Raw genomic sequence first — 13,368 nt, 5'->3', positions numbered from 1 at the left:
CATGCCGTTCCGCGAAGTGAACTCCAAGATGATCGAGGCGACGGTCCTGCCGGGCCAGCGCCTGTTCAGTCAGCGCGGCGCGATGCTCGCCTACAAGGGCGAGGTGTCCTTCACGCCCAACATCCAGGGCGGCCAGGGCGGCGTCATGTCGATGCTCGGCCGCCGGGTCGCGGGCGAGGCCACCCCGCTGATGACCGTCGAGGGCAGCGGCACGGTCCTGTTCGGGCACGGCGGCCATCACATCCAGGTGATCAGCCTGACGGGCGACACGCTCTACGTCGAGGCGGACCGGCTACTGGCCTTCGACGGCACGCTCCAGCAGGGCACGATGTTCCTGGGCTCGCAGGGCGGGGTCATGGGCATGGTCCGCGGCCAGGTGACGGGCCAGGGCCTGTTCACCACGACCCTCAAGGGGCACGGCGCGGTCGCCGTGATGGCGCACGGCGGGGTCATCGAGGTGCCGATCACCCCGCAGCGCCCGGTCCACGTCGACCCGCAGGCGTACGTGGCGCACCACGGCGACGTACGCAACAAGCTGTCCACGGCGCTCGGCTGGCGCGACATGGTGGGCCGCGGCTCGGGCGAGGCGTTCCAGCTGGAGCTGAGCGGCAGTGGTGCGGTGTACGTCCAGGCCTCGGAGGAGAAGCTGTGAGCGCGTACGGGACTCCCGGTGGCCCCACGGTCCACGACCCCATGACGTTGCCCGTCGACGACAACGTCAACAAGTACACCTTCTGCGTGGAGCTCAAGGGGAGCCAGTGGTTCCTGCAGAAGGGCAAGATGATCGCCTACTACGGGTCGATGGAGTTCAACGGCGTCGGACACGGCCGACTCGACCGACTTGTCCGTACGTCGTTCCATTCGCCTCTGCACGCGAGCGACTGGGTCGTGGCGGACGGTTCGGGCAAGATGCTCCTCGCCGACCGGGCCTTCGACGTGAATTCGTATGACCTGGACGACGGCAACCTGACCATTCGCTCGGGCAACCTGCTCGCTTTTCAGCCAAGTCTCGCTCTCAAGCAGTCGATCGTGCCGGGCTTTCTGACACTCATCGGAACCGGCAAGTTCGTGGCGGCATCAAACGGTCCGGTGGTGTTCATGGAACCCCCGATCCGGGTGGACCCGCAGGCGCTGGTGGGCTGGGCCGACTGCCCGTCCCCGTGTCATCACTACGACCACGGGTACATGACGGGCGTCATGGGCGGCCTACGTGCACTGACAGGCCTGGGCGGGGCCTCCGGAGAGGAGCATCAGTTCGAGTTCGTAGGAGCCGGCACCGTGCTGCTCCAGTCCACGGAGATCCTGATGGCCGAGCGGGCCACCGGGGCCGTTCCGCACGAGCCGGGAGTGCCCGGCGCCGGCGGCACACCCGGCCACCAGGGCCAGTACGGTCAGCAGGCCGCGACACCGCGCCTTCCCGGACAGCTCGGAGACCTCCAGCGTCGCTTCGGGCTGTGAGCGGTAGTCTGCGGAGTGTGACATCGAACGCGTGCGCACCGTCACACCACCCTCACTAGTTCGCCTTTCAACATTTTAGGTAGACTTCATTCATGGAGACCGAGACGGCCACGCGCTGGCTGACCGATGCGGAGCAGTGCGCCTGGCGCACCCACCTGGAGGTCAACAGGCTGTTGACGTACCAGCTCGAGAGGGACCTGCAGCCGTTCGGGCTGACGATGAACGACTACGAGATCCTGGTGAACCTCTCCGAGTCGGAGGGCGTCCGGCTGCGGATGAGCGACCTCGCGGCCGCCACCCTCCAGTCGAAGAGCCGCCTCTCGCACCAGATCACCCGCATGGAGAACGCGGACCTGGTCAGGCGGGAGAACTGCGAGTCCGACCGCCGGGGTCTGTACGCCGTCCTCACCGATCACGGCCTGGAGACGATGAGGAAGGTCGCCCCGCACCATGTGGCGTCCGTCCGCAGGCACTTCATGGACCTGGTGTCCCCCGAGGCCCTGGAGCAGCTGCACAAGTCGCTGCAGCCGATCGCGGAACACCTGCGGGGACAACGCGGCAAACCGTGACGCCCCGCGGGAACGCGGGAACACGCGCCGCGGGAACACGTGACGCGTGACCGGGGACACGGCACCACGACCCCGGAGTCAGCTCAGCGGCAGCGGCAGCGGCAGCGGCAGCGGCAGGACGAACGCCTCTCCCCGCTTCCCGGATCCGCTCCGCGTCAGGCGTGGCCGGGCAGCCGGAGCGTGAACAGCGCTCCGCCTCCCCGGGCTTCGCCGACGGTGAGTGTGCCGCCGTGGCGCAGTGCCACGTCGCGGGCGATGGCGAGGCCCAGACCGGCCCCGCCGTCGTCCCGGCCGCGGGCCTCGTCGAGCCGTACGAACCGCTCGAAGATCCTCTCGCGTTCGGCGGCGGGGACACCGGCCCCGTCGTCGGCGACCTCCAGAACGGCCCACGGGCCCTCGGCCCGCAGGGTGACCGCGACCCGGCTGCGCGCATGCCGGCGGGCGTTGTCCAGCAGATTGCCGAGCAGTCGCGCCATCTGCCCCCGGGATCCGACGACTTCGGCGCTCGCGCCCTCCACCGTCACCCCCGGGCGCCTGGACACCTCCTCCCGGGCCAGCCCCGCCAGGTCGAACCGGGTGCCCGCGGGCCGCTCCCCCGCGTCCAGCCGGGCGAGCAGCAGCAGATCGGCGGCGAGCCGCTGCAGCCGTACGGTGTCCTCGACGGCCCCGGTCACATCCAGCAGTTCCGGGTGCGCGGCGCCCACTTCGAGCTGGGTGCGCAGGGAGGCGATGGGGCTGCGCAGTTCGTGCGAGGCGTCGGCGACGAACCGGCGCTGCCGCTCGACGGACGTCTCCAGCGCGGCCAGCGTCTCGTTGGTGGTCCGCGCCAGACCCGCGACCTCGTCCTGGGTGTCCGGCACGGGCACGCGCCGTGCGAGGTCCTCGGAGGCCGTGATCGCGGCCATCTCGCTGCGGATGCCCTCGACGGGCCGCAGCGCGCGCCGGGTGACCCGCCAGGTCACGGCGGCCACCACGGCCAGCAGCAGCGGGAGACCGGTCAGCATGACCGTCAGGGCCGTGCGTACGGCGCCCTGTTCGGCGGAGAGCGGCGCGCCCGCGTACACGGTCAGCGCGCCCTTGCTCTTGACACTCACCTCGACGGCGGCGAACCGGTAGTCCGCCGTGTCCCCGCCGAGCGTGGCGGAGCCCTCGCCGAAGTTCACCTCGGCGCCGATCCGGCCGGGTTCGAGAGAGTAGTCGTCGTCCGCACCCGTGCCGCGGCCCCGGCCGTCCTTCCCCCGGCCGTCGCCACCCTTGTCGTCGCCACCACCCTTGCCGTCGCCACCCTTGTCGTCGCCGCCCTTGCCGCCGCCGTGGTCGTCCGCCGCGTCGCCGTCGCTCCCCGGGGCGGCCGTCCGCTGGGCCCGCGGCTTCACCGCGCCGGTCCCCGTGCCGCTGATCCGCCGCAGGTTCTCGCTGGCGGCGACCAGTACGCCCTTCCCGTCGACCACCTGGACGGGACGCTGGTCGTCGTCCAGCCGCAGCCGGTCGTAGGACGCCCCGCCGGACAGGTCGGCCGCGACCTCGCGGGCGCTGCGCTCCGCCTCCGTGCCGGCCTGGCCGTTCAGGTTGGCACGGAGGGACAGCAGGACGGCGGCGCCCGCGGCCACCAGCGCGATGGCCACCACGACGGTCGCGCCGAGCGTGGCCTTGGCCCGGACGGATCCGAAGAGCCGGCTCATCGCGCTTCCAGCCGGTAGCCGGCCCCGCGCACGGTCCGGATGAACGCCGCCCCGAGCTTGCGCCGCAGGGTGCTCACGTAGACCTCGACTATGTTCGGGTCCCCGTCGTAGGCGAAGTCCCAGACGTGTTCGAGGATCTCGGCCTTCGAGACGACCTGTCCGGCCCGCAGCACGAGCTGCTCCAGGACCGAGAACTCCTTCGCCGTGAGGGCGACCTCGTCCGCGCCGCGGAAGACGCGCCGGGCCGCGGTGTCGACCGTCAGCTCGCCCAGGACCCGCACCGGCGGGTGGGCGGACCGCCCGCGCCGCAGCAGCGCCTTCACCCGGGCCACCAGCACCACGTACGCGAACGGCTTGGTCAGATAGTCGTCGGCGCCGGTGTCCAGCCCCTCCGCCTCGTCGTACTCGCCGTCCTTCGCGGTGAGCATGAGGATCGGCACGTCGTGTCCGGCGGCGCGCAGTGCGGCGCAGACGCGATAGCCGTTCATGCCGGGCAGCATGATGTCGAGGACGACGAGGTCGTAGGCGCCCTCGCTCGCCCGATGCAGTCCCTCGGCTCCGTCGTGGACGACGTCCACGGCGTACCCCTCGGCCCTCAGTCCCTTGGCGAGCGACAGGGCCAGCCGCTTCTCGTCCTCCACGATCAACAGGCGCATGCGCCCAGCGTCCCAAACCGAACCTGAAGAAGTCTTCAGGCGGCTTCAGGCTGCGTTCAGCGACCCTCGCCGACATTGGTTCCCGTCGGCAACGCAGCAACGCACCGGACGACTTGGGGCCGGTCTCGCACGGATCACCAGGCAGAGTCCGGCACATGAGGAGGAACCGATATGAAGCGCAACATCGTCATCGCCGCCGTGGCGGCCGCGGCCCTGATCGGGGGCGGCACGGCGACGGCCCTGGCCGTCACGGACGACAGCACGGCCGCGGTCGCCGGGTCGTCGTCCCGGACGGCGGACGACGACCGCGCGGACCACGTACGCCATGGCGACGACACCCGGGCGGACGACCGGACGCGGACGGGCGGCCGCACCGGGACGGACGACCGGACACGGACGGACGGTCCCACCCGGACGGACGATCACCCTCACCCGGACGACCGCACCCGAACGGGCCATCACACGGCCGGATCCGACGATCACGACGACGCCGCGCGGCTGCGGTCCGCCCGGGTGACGGCGGCCGAAGCCCTCACCACGGCGCTGCGCCACACGCCGGGCACCGCCGCCTCCGCCGGCCTGGACGACGACCGCGCCACCCCGACGTGGGAGATCGGGATCCTGGCCACCGGCGGCACCTGGTACGAGGTGCGCGTCGACGCGGGCACGGGCAAGGTCGTCTCCGCCCGCACGGAGCCGGCGCACCGGGGCGGCCACGACGGCTGACTCAAGGGGTCCCGCGCGGCGGCTCGGCAGGGCCCCGCGCGGGGCCCTGCCGGGAGGCCCCGCGTTCGGGGCACGGCGGTGATCGCCGTCCGTTCCCAGCACGCCCCGGAAACGACAGGGCCGCACGCCCGACCGGCCCGGAGACGGCGGGACGAGGAGCGCCCACCATCCCGCGGCGGGCCCCGTCAGGTCTCGGCCGGGCCCCGGGTCCCGGTCAGGCCCCGTCAGGTCTCGGTCAGGCCCTCCACCAGGGAGTCGGCGGCCCGGTAGGGGTCGAGTTCGCCCGCGACGATCCGTTCCGCCAGCGCGCTCAGACGGCGGTCGCCGTGCAGGTCGCCGATGCGCCGGCGCAGGGCCGTGACCGCGATCGTCTCGACCTCCTGGGAGGCCCGGGCGAGCCGGCGCTCGGCGAGGACGCCGTGCTCCTCCATCCAGGCGCGGTGCTTCTCCAGGGCCTCGACGACCTCGTCGATGCCCTCGCCGCGCGCCGCGACCGTCTTGACGATCGGCGGCCGCCAGTCCCCGGGCCCGCGGGACTCGCCGAGGCCGAGCATGTGGTTCAGCTCGCGCGCGGTCGCGTCGGCGCCGTCCCGGTCGGCCTTGTTGACCACGTACACGTCGCCGATCTCCAGGATTCCGGCCTTCGCCGCCTGGATGCCGTCGCCCATGCCGGGGGCGAGCAGGACGACCGAGGTGTCCGCCCGGGACGCGATCTCGACCTCCGACTGGCCCACCCCGACGGTCTCGACCAGGATCACGTCGCAGCCCGCCGCGTCCAGCACGCGGATCGCCTGGGGGGCCGCCCAGGCCAGGCCGCCGAGGTGACCGCGGGTCGCCATCGAGCGGATGTACACACCGGGGTCCGAGGCGTGCTCGGACATCCGGACCCGGTCGCCGAGCAGCGCGCCCCCGGAGAACGGGGACGAGGGGTCGACGGCCAGGACGCCGACCCGCCTGCCCTGCCGCCGGTAGGCGGTCACCAGCGCCGAGGTCGACGTCGACTTGCCGACGCCCGGCGACCCGGTGAGCCCGACCACGTACGCCCCGCCGGCCAGCGGAGCCAGCGCCGCCATCACCTCACGCAACTGCGGGGACGCCCCCTCCACCAGGGAGATCAGCCGGGCCACGGCCCGCGGCCGGCCTTCCCTGGCCTGGGCCACCAGCGAGGAGACGTCCTGCATCACAGCTCCGTTCAGAGTCGTACGAGACAACGCGGCGGCACAGCCGCGGCGAGGGACCTACGCCGTGGGTACCCGCACGATCAGCGCGTCACCCTGACCGCCGCCACCGCACAGCGCCGCCGCGCCCACGCCGCCACCACGCCGCTTCAGCTCCAGCGCCAGGTGCAGTACGAGACGGGCGCCGGACATGCCGATCGGGTGGCCCAGGGCGATCGCGCCACCGTTGACGTTCACCTTTTCCGTGGACACCCCGAGGTCCTTCATCGACTGCACGGCGACCGCCGCGAACGCCTCGTTGATCTCGATCAGGTCGAGGTCCGAGACGTCCAGGCCCTCCTTCTTCAGGGCGTGCAGGATCGCGTTCGACGGCTGCGACTGCAAAGAGTTGTCCGGTCCGGCCACGTTCCCGTGCGCGCCGATCTCGGCGATCCACTCCAGGCCCAGCTCCTGCGCCTTCGCCTTGCTCATCACGACGACGGCCGCGGCGCCGTCCGAGATCTGCGAGGAGGTGCCGGCCGTGATCGTGCCGTCCCTGGTGAACGCGGGACGCAGCCTGCCGAGCGACTCCGCCGTGGTCTCGGCGCGGATGCCCTCGTCCTTGCTGAAGACGACGGGCTCGCCCTTGCGCTGCGGAATCTCCACCGGCGTGATCTCCGCCTCGAAGACGCCGTTCTTCTGGGCGGCCGCCGCGCGCTGGTGCGAGAGGGCGGCGACCTCGTCCTGCTCCGGACGGGCGATGCCGAGCCGCGTGTTGTGCTTCTCCGTGGACTCGCCCATGGCGATGTTCTCGAAGGCGTCGGTCAGACCGTCGTGCGCCATGGCGTCGAGCATCTCGATGGCGCCGTACTTGAAGCCCTCACGGGACTTCGGGAGCAGGTGGGGGGCGTTCGTCATGGATTCCTGGCCGCCCGCGACCACGATGTCGAACTCACCGGCCCGGATCAGCTGGTCCGCGAGGGCGATCGCGTCCAGGCCCGACAGACACACCTTGTTGATCGTGAGCGCCGGGACGCTCATCGGGATGCCCGCCTTGACGGCCGCCTGCCGCGCCGGGATCTGTCCCGCCCCGGCCTGCAGCACCTGGCCCATGATCACGTACTGCACCTGGTCGCCGCCGATGCCCGCGCGGTCGAGGGCGGCTTTGATCGCGAATCCGCCGAGGTCGGCTCCGGAGAAGGACTTCAGCGAGCCGAGCAACCGTCCCATCGGGGTGCGGGCACCCGCGACGATCACGGAGGTCGTGCTGTTCGTTCCAGACATGAGGTGCGATCCCCTTCCAGCTTGCACAGCTGAGGAGTGAACGAGGGTTTACTTGAATGTACTGAGCGGTAGGCCACCCGTCATCCGGCTGTCAGTGTGATCGCGCGCACGTTGCGTAACCGCCGCGGGAGCGCTGCACTGGCACCATGCTGACGCGAATCGACCACATCGGGATCGCCTGCTTCGACCTCGACAAGACCGTCGAGTTCTACCGGGCCACGTACGGCTTCGAAGTCTTCCACTCCGAGGTCAACGACGAGCAGGGCGTGCGCGAGGCCATGCTCAAGATCAACGAGACGTCCGACGGCGGCGCCTCCTACCTCCAGCTCCTGGAGCCGACCCGCGAGGACTCGGCCGTCGGGAAGTGGCTGGCGAAGAACGGCGAGGGTGTCCATCACATCGCGTTCGGTACGGCGGACGTCGACGCCGACGCGGGCGACATCAGGGACAAAGGCGTACGCGTCCTCTACGACGAGCCGCGACGCGGCTCCATGGGGTCACGAATCACCTTCCTTCACCCCAAGGATTGCCACGGTGTGCTGACAGAACTGGTCACTTCGGCGGCTGTTGAGTCACCTGAGCACTGACCTCCGTATATCTGGGCCGGTAGGGTTGGGGGCGGCCGCTGCCATTTCGGGGCGGCCCGGGGCCTGTCCGGCGACGGGCTCCGAGGTCGTGCCGCCGTGACGACGGCGCGACCGAGGGCCGGGGTCCAGGTTTTCGGGGGACGAGCGTCGGGGCAGCAGCCCGTGCTCCGCTGTTGATCTGACACCATTCCCCGGGGGCACCGTCCGGCGGATGGACGGGGCTCGTTTGGAGAGACTTGCGACCAGGGGACGGATGGGACCGCGCAGTGCGGGGCTACGAACGCCAGGAGCGAGAGCCGGCGGCTGACGTCGACCACCTCTCTCGGTTCGAGGCCGAGATGGAGCGGCTGAAGACCGAGCGGGAGAAGGCCGTCCAGCACGCCGAGGACCTCGGCTATCAGGTCGAGGTGCTGCGCGCCAAGCTGCACGAGGCGCGCCGCAGTCTGGCGACCCGGCCTGCCTACGACAGCGGCGGCGACCTCGGCTACCAGGCCGAGCAGTTGCTCCGTAATGCCCAGATCCAGGCGGATCAGCTGCGCGCCGATGCCGAGCGCGAGATGAGCCAGGCCCGGGCGCAGACGCAGCGCATCCTCCAGGAGCACGCCGAGCAGGCCGCCCGCCTGCAGGCCGAGCTGCACGCCGAGGCGGTCGCGCGGCGTCAGCAGCTCGACCAGGAGCTGGCCGAGCGCCGCCAGACCGTCGAGTCGCACGTCAACGAGAACGTGGCCTGGGCCGAGCAGCTGCGCTCCCGCAGCGAGCAGCAGGCCCGCCGTCTCCTGGACGAGTCGCGGGTCGAGGCGGACCAGGCGCTGAGCACCGCCCGCGCGGAGGCCGAGCGGGTCGCGGCCGAGGCCCGCCAGCGGCTGACGAACGACGCCGAGTCGGCCCGTGCCGAGGCCGAGGCGCTGCTGCGCCGGGCCCGTACGGACGCCGAGCGGCTGCTGAACGCCGCGTCCACCCAGGCCCAGGAGGCCACCGAGCACGCCGAGCAGCTGCGCAGCTCCACGGCGAACGAGTCGGACAGCGCCCGCCGCCAGGCCACCGAGCTGAGCCGGGCCGCCGAGCAGCGGATGACGGCCGCCGAGACGGCCCTGCGCGAGGCACGGGCCGAGGCGGACAAGGTCGTCACCGAGGCGAAGGATGCCGCGGCCAAGGCCCTGGCCGGCGCCGAGTCGGCGAACGAACAGCGCACCCGCACGGCGAAGGAGCAGGTCGCCCGGCTGGTCAGCGAGGCCACCAAGGAGGCCGAGACCACCAGGTCCGAGGCCGAGCAGGTCGTCGCGGAGGCCCGTACCAAGGCCGAGAAGATCGTCGCGGAGGCCGAGGAGAACGCCCGCAGTCTCACCGCCGAGGAGACCGCCTCCCAGCTGTCCAAGGCGGCCCGTACCGCCGAGGACGTGCTCAACAAGGCGTCCGAGGACGCCAGGAAGACCACGAGGGCGGCGGCCGAGGAGGCCGAGCGGATCCGCACCGAGGCGGAGTCCGAGGCGGACCGGCTGCGCGGCGAGGCGCACGACATCGCCGAGCAGCTCAAGGGCACGGCGAAGGACGACACCAAGGAGTACCGCGCCAAGACGGTCGAGCTGCAGGAGGAGGCGCGCCGGCTGCGCGGCGAGGCCGAGCAGCTGCGTGCCGACGCGAACGCCGAGGGCGAACGCATCCGCGGCGAGGCCCGGCGCGAGGCCGTCCAGCAGATCGAGGAGGCGGCCAAGACCGCCGAGGAACTGCTCGCGAAGGCCAAGGCGGACGCGGACGAGCTCCGGGCGACCGCGACGACCGACAGTGAGCGCGTGCGCACCGAGGCCATCGAGCGCGCCACGGCGCTGCGCCGGCAGGCCGAGGAGACGCTGGAGCGCACACGCAAGGAGGCCGAGAACAACCGCGCCGAGGCCGTCGAGCTGGCCGAGACGATCAAGGCGGAGGCCGAGCGGGCCGCCGAGACGGTGCGCGAGGACTCCGAGCGCGCCATAGCGGCCCGCCGGACGGAGGCCGCCGAGGAGCTGACCCGGCTGCACACCGAGGCCGAGCAGCGGCTCGCCTCGGCCGAGCAGGCGCTGAGCGACGCGCGGGCGGAGGCCGAGCGGATCCGCCGTGAGGCCGCCGAGGAGACGGAGCGGCTGCGCGGCGAGGCCGCCGAGCGGATCCGTACGCTGCAGGCGCAGGCCGAGACGGAGGCGGACCGGCTGCGCAACGAGGCCGCCGCGGACGCCTCGGCGTCGCGGGCCGAGGGCGAGAACATCGCCGTACGGCTGCGTTCGGAGGCCGCGGCGGAGGCCGAGCGGCTGAAGTCGGAGGCCCAGGACAGCGCCGACCGGGTACGGGCCGAGGCCCAGGCCGCGGCCGAGCGGCTGGCGACGGAGGGCGCCGAGACGCTGGCCGCCGCCCAGGAGGAGGCCGTCCGGCGTCGCCGCGAGGCCGAGGAACTGCTCGGTTCGGCACGCCAGGAGGCCGACCAGGAGCGCGAGCGGGCCCGCGACCAGAGCGAGGAGCTCCTCGCCTCCGCGCGCAACCGCGTGGAGGAGGCCCAGGCCGAGGCCGTACGGCTGGTCGAGGAGGCCGACCGGCGCGCGACCGAGATGGTCTCGAACGCCGAGCAGACCGCACAGCAGGTGCGCGACTCCGTGGCCGGGCTGCACGAGCAGGCCCAGGAGGAGATCTCGGGCCTGCGCTCCGCCGCCGAGCACGCGGCGGACCGTACCCGCACCGAGGCGCAGGAGGAGGCGGACCGGGTCCGCGCCGACGCGTACGCCGAGCGGGAGCGCGCCTCCGAGGACGCCGGCCGTGTCCGGCGCGAGGCGGCCGAGGAGACGGACGCCGCCAAGTCCCTCGCGGAGCGCACGGTCTCGGAGGCGATCGCCGAGTCCGAGCGGTTGCGTTCGGAGGCCGCGGAGCACGCCCAGCGGGTGCGCACCGAGGTGTCGGACGCCATCGCGGGCGCCGACCAGGACGCCTCACGCACCCGCGCGGAGGCCCGGGAGGACGCGAACCGGATCCGTTCGGACGCGGCCACGCAGGCGGACACCCTCATCAACGAGGCACGCTCCGAGGCGGAGCGGCTGACGAACGAGACGAACGCGGAGGCCGAGCGGGTCCGCGCCGAATCCACCGCCAAGGCCGATCAGCTGGTCTCGGAGGCGACCGGGGAGGCGGAGCGGCTGCGCGCCGAGGCCGCCGACACGGTCGGTTCCGCGCAGCAGCACTCCGAGCGGATCCGCAGCGAGGCCGCACGGGTCAAGTCCGAGGCGGAGGCGGAGGCGGAGCGGCTCACCTCGGCCGCGCGCGAGGAGGCCGACCGGACGCTGGACGCTGCGCGCCAGGAGGCCAACAAGCGGCGCTCCGAGGCGGCCGAGCAGGTCGACACCCTCATCTCGGAGACGGCCTCGGAGGCCGACAAGCTGCTGGCGGAGGCTCAGCAGAGCGCGCAGAAGGCCACGGCGGACGCCGAGGGCCAGGCCGACACGATGGTGGGCGCGGCCCGCAACGAGGCCGAGCGGCTTGTCTCCGAAGCGACCGTGGAGGGCAACTCCCTTGTGGAGCGGTCCCGTACGGACGCGGACGAGCTGCTGGTCGGCGCGCGCCGGGACGCGACCGCCATAAGGGAGCGGGCGGAGGAGCTGCGCGACCGTGTCACCTCGGAGATCGAGGAGCTGCACGAGCGGGCCCGCCGCGAGTCGGCCGAGACGATGAAGAACGCCGGCGAGCGCTGCGACGCGCTCGTGAAGGCGGCCGAGGACCAGCTCGCCGAGGCCGAGGCGAAGGCGAAGGACCTGGTCGCGGAGGCCAACTCCGAGGCGAGCAAGGTGCGTATCGCGGCGGTCAAGAAGGCCGAGGGGCTCCTCAAGGAGGCCGAGCAGAAGAAGTCCTCGCTCGTCGCCGAGGCGACGGAGATCAAGGCCGAGGCCATCCGCGAGGCACGGCTCGCGGTCGAGGAGGGCAAGCACGAGCTGGAGGTGCTGGTCCGTCGCCGCGAGGACATCAACGCCGAGATCTCCCGTGTCCAGGACGTCCTGGAGGCGTTGGAATCCTTTGAGGCCCCGTCGGGCAACAAGGACGGTGGGGTCAAGGCGGGCGCCGCCGCCGGCGCGACCCGTTCGGGGGGCAAGTCGTCGGAGGGCTAGCCAGAAGCTCCCATTCCGCACCTTTCCGGACCTTTGGTGCGGACTCTGGCAAGCGCTCTGACAGCCAGCCACCCAAAAGGAGTGTCATTCTCCAGATCAAACACGTATCCGCTCGATGACACACCGCTTTGGCCCCTAGGATTCCCCCTATCACCTCACCGGTCTCATTCGACAGGAACCCCATGAGCGACACTTCCCCCTACGGCTTCGAGCTTGTGCGGCGTGGGTACGACCGCGCTCAGGTGGACGAACGCATTTCGAAGCTCGTCTCCGACCGTGACAGCGCTCTGGCCCGTATCACTGCTCTCGAGAAGCGCATCGAGGAGCTCCACCTCGAAACGCAGAACGCCCAGGCCCAGGTCACCGACGCCGAACCGTCGTACGCGGGTCTCGGCGCCCGGGTCGAGAAGATCCTCCGCCTCGCCGAGGAGGAGGCGAAGGATCTGCGTGACGAGGCCCGTCGCGCGTCCGAGCAGCACCGTGAGCTCGCCGAGTCGGCCGCGCAGCAGGTCCGCAACGATGCAGAATCGTTCGCGTCCGACCGCAAGTCCAAGGCGGAGGACGAGGGCGTCCGGATCGTCGAGAAGGCCAAGAGCGACGCCTCTCAGCTGCGCCAGGAGGCGCAGAAGGACGCCCAGTCCAAGCGCGAGGAGGCGGACGCCCTCTTCGAGGAGACCCGCGCCAAGGCCGCGCAGGCCGCCGCCGACTTCGAGACGAACCTCGCCAAGCGCCGCGAGCAGTCCGAGCGTGACCTGGCCTCGCGTCAGGCGAAGGCCGAGAAGCGCCTCGCGGAGATCGAGCACCGCGCGGAGCAGCTCCGCCTGGAGGCCGAGAAGCTGCGCACGGACGCCGAGCGCCGCGCCCGCCAGACGGTGGAGACGGCCCAGCGCCAGGCCGAGGACATCGTGGCCGACGCGAACGCCAAGGCCGACCGCATCCGCTCGGAGTCCGAGCGCGAGCTGGCGGCGCTGACGAACCGTCGCGACTCCATCAACGCCCAGCTCACGAACGTCCGTGAGATGCTCGCGACGCTCACGGGTGCCGCGGTGGCCGCCGCGAGCACGCCGGCCGAGGACGAGCCCATCTCGCGTGGGGTTCCGGCCCAGCAGTCCCGGTAACCGGTTCCTGTCC

11 protein-coding genes are annotated in these 13,368 nt (G+C 72.1%); 7 read left to right on the top strand and 4 right to left on the bottom strand.

Annotation, left to right across the window (positions count from 1 at the left end; translation table 11 throughout):
• Position 1: 1 nt before the first annotated feature.
• The 3 genes from HEP85_RS27330 to HEP85_RS27320 all read left to right on the top strand — a co-directional run bounded on the left by HEP85_RS27330 (position 2) and on the right by HEP85_RS27320 (position 2,027).
• Positions 2-652 (top strand): AIM24 family protein, encoded by a 651-nt coding sequence (locus HEP85_RS27330; RefSeq protein ID WP_168530290.1) that lies wholly within the window; start codon positions 2-4, stop codon positions 650-652.
• The gene (locus tag HEP85_RS27325; protein WP_168530289.1) at positions 649-1,458 is read left to right on the top strand and encodes an AIM24 family protein; all 810 of its coding nucleotides are present in this window, start codon (positions 649-651) and stop codon (positions 1,456-1,458) included. The genes HEP85_RS27330 and HEP85_RS27325 overlap by 4 nt, the downstream gene beginning before the upstream one ends.
• Positions 1,459-1,550: 92 nt before the next feature.
• Complete coding sequence (locus tag HEP85_RS27320; protein ID WP_168530288.1) at positions 1,551-2,027, top strand: MarR family winged helix-turn-helix transcriptional regulator; 477 nt, start codon at positions 1,551-1,553, stop codon at positions 2,025-2,027.
• Positions 2,028-2,182: 155 nt separating this feature from the next.
• Here the strand turns inward: HEP85_RS27320 and HEP85_RS27315 are convergent, their stop codons facing one another.
• Together HEP85_RS27315 and HEP85_RS27310 are read right to left on the bottom strand one after the other, a co-directional pair.
• Entirely contained in the window at positions 2,183-3,709 is a 1,527-nt protein-coding gene (locus HEP85_RS27315) for a cell wall metabolism sensor histidine kinase WalK (RefSeq protein ID WP_168530287.1), read from the bottom strand.
• Positions 3,706-4,365, bottom strand: coding sequence for a response regulator transcription factor (locus HEP85_RS27310; RefSeq protein WP_168530286.1), 660 nt, complete (start codon positions 4,363-4,365; stop codon positions 3,706-3,708). Before HEP85_RS27310 ends, HEP85_RS27315 begins: the two co-directional genes overlap by 4 nt.
• Positions 4,366-4,536: 171 nt before the next feature.
• Here HEP85_RS27310 and HEP85_RS27305 point away from each other — a divergent pair, with 171 nt between their 5' ends.
• On the top strand, positions 4,537-5,091 hold the full coding sequence (locus HEP85_RS27305) for a PepSY domain-containing protein (RefSeq protein WP_329290487.1): 555 nt from the start codon (positions 4,537-4,539) through the stop codon (positions 5,089-5,091).
• 224 nt (positions 5,092-5,315) lie between these two features.
• Here the strand turns inward: HEP85_RS27305 and meaB are convergent, their stop codons facing one another.
• Both meaB and HEP85_RS27295 read right to left on the bottom strand, forming a co-directional pair.
• Complete coding sequence (meaB, locus tag HEP85_RS27300; RefSeq protein WP_329290484.1) at positions 5,316-6,272, bottom strand: methylmalonyl Co-A mutase-associated GTPase MeaB; 957 nt, start codon at positions 6,270-6,272, stop codon at positions 5,316-5,318.
• Positions 6,273-6,329: 57 nt separating this feature from the next.
• Entirely contained in the window at positions 6,330-7,532 is a 1,203-nt protein-coding gene (locus HEP85_RS27295) for an acetyl-CoA C-acetyltransferase (RefSeq protein WP_168530284.1), read from the bottom strand.
• Between the two features lie 146 nt (positions 7,533-7,678).
• On the opposite strand from HEP85_RS27295, the gene mce reads away from it, so the two are divergent.
• The 3 genes from mce to HEP85_RS27280 all read left to right on the top strand — a co-directional run bounded on the left by mce (position 7,679) and on the right by HEP85_RS27280 (position 13,355).
• The gene (gene mce / locus HEP85_RS27290) at positions 7,679-8,119 is read left to right on the top strand and encodes a methylmalonyl-CoA epimerase (protein ID WP_168530283.1); all 441 of its coding nucleotides are present in this window, start codon (positions 7,679-7,681) and stop codon (positions 8,117-8,119) included.
• Positions 8,120-8,385: 266 nt separating this feature from the next.
• Positions 8,386-12,237, top strand: coding sequence for a polarized growth protein Scy (scy, locus tag HEP85_RS27285; RefSeq protein WP_168530282.1), 3,852 nt, complete (start codon positions 8,386-8,388; stop codon positions 12,235-12,237).
• A gap of 182 nt (positions 12,238-12,419) precedes the next feature.
• The gene (locus HEP85_RS27280; protein WP_168530281.1) at positions 12,420-13,355 is read left to right on the top strand and encodes a cellulose-binding protein; all 936 of its coding nucleotides are present in this window, start codon (positions 12,420-12,422) and stop codon (positions 13,353-13,355) included.
• Positions 13,356-13,368: the final 13 nt, after the last annotated feature.

The sequence above is a fragment of the Streptomyces sp. RPA4-2 genome (assembly GCF_012273515.2).
Classification (GTDB): Bacteria; Actinomycetota; Actinomycetes; order Streptomycetales; family Streptomycetaceae; genus Streptomyces; species Streptomyces kaempferi.
Note: the sequence above shows the minus strand (reverse complement) of the source record. Positions and strands in the feature narration are given on the sequence as shown.

What these genes read in the sequence shown, in the direction of transcription:
- HEP85_RS27280 (WP_168530281.1), top strand. Translation starts at nt 12,420, where the DNA reads ATGAGCGACACTTCCCCCTACGGCTTCGAGCTTGTGCGGCGTGGGTAC.
- HEP85_RS27305 (WP_329290487.1), top strand. Translation starts at nt 4,537, where the DNA reads ATGAAGCGCAACATCGTCATCGCCGCCGTGGCGGCCGCGGCCCTGATC.
- HEP85_RS27330 (WP_168530290.1), top strand. Translation starts at nt 2, where the DNA reads ATGCCGTTCCGCGAAGTGAACTCCAAGATGATCGAGGCGACGGTCCTG.
- mce (WP_168530283.1), top strand. Translation starts at nt 7,679, where the DNA reads ATGCTGACGCGAATCGACCACATCGGGATCGCCTGCTTCGACCTCGAC.
- meaB (WP_329290484.1), bottom strand. Translation starts at nt 6,272, where the DNA reads ATGCAGGACGTCTCCTCGCTGGTGGCCCAGGCCAGGGAAGGCCGGCCG.
- HEP85_RS27320 (WP_168530288.1), top strand. Translation starts at nt 1,551, where the DNA reads ATGGAGACCGAGACGGCCACGCGCTGGCTGACCGATGCGGAGCAGTGC.
- HEP85_RS27310 (WP_168530286.1), bottom strand. Translation starts at nt 4,365, where the DNA reads ATGCGCCTGTTGATCGTGGAGGACGAGAAGCGGCTGGCCCTGTCGCTC.
- HEP85_RS27315 (WP_168530287.1), bottom strand. Translation starts at nt 3,709, where the DNA reads ATGAGCCGGCTCTTCGGATCCGTCCGGGCCAAGGCCACGCTCGGCGCG.
- HEP85_RS27295 (WP_168530284.1), bottom strand. Translation starts at nt 7,532, where the DNA reads ATGTCTGGAACGAACAGCACGACCTCCGTGATCGTCGCGGGTGCCCGC.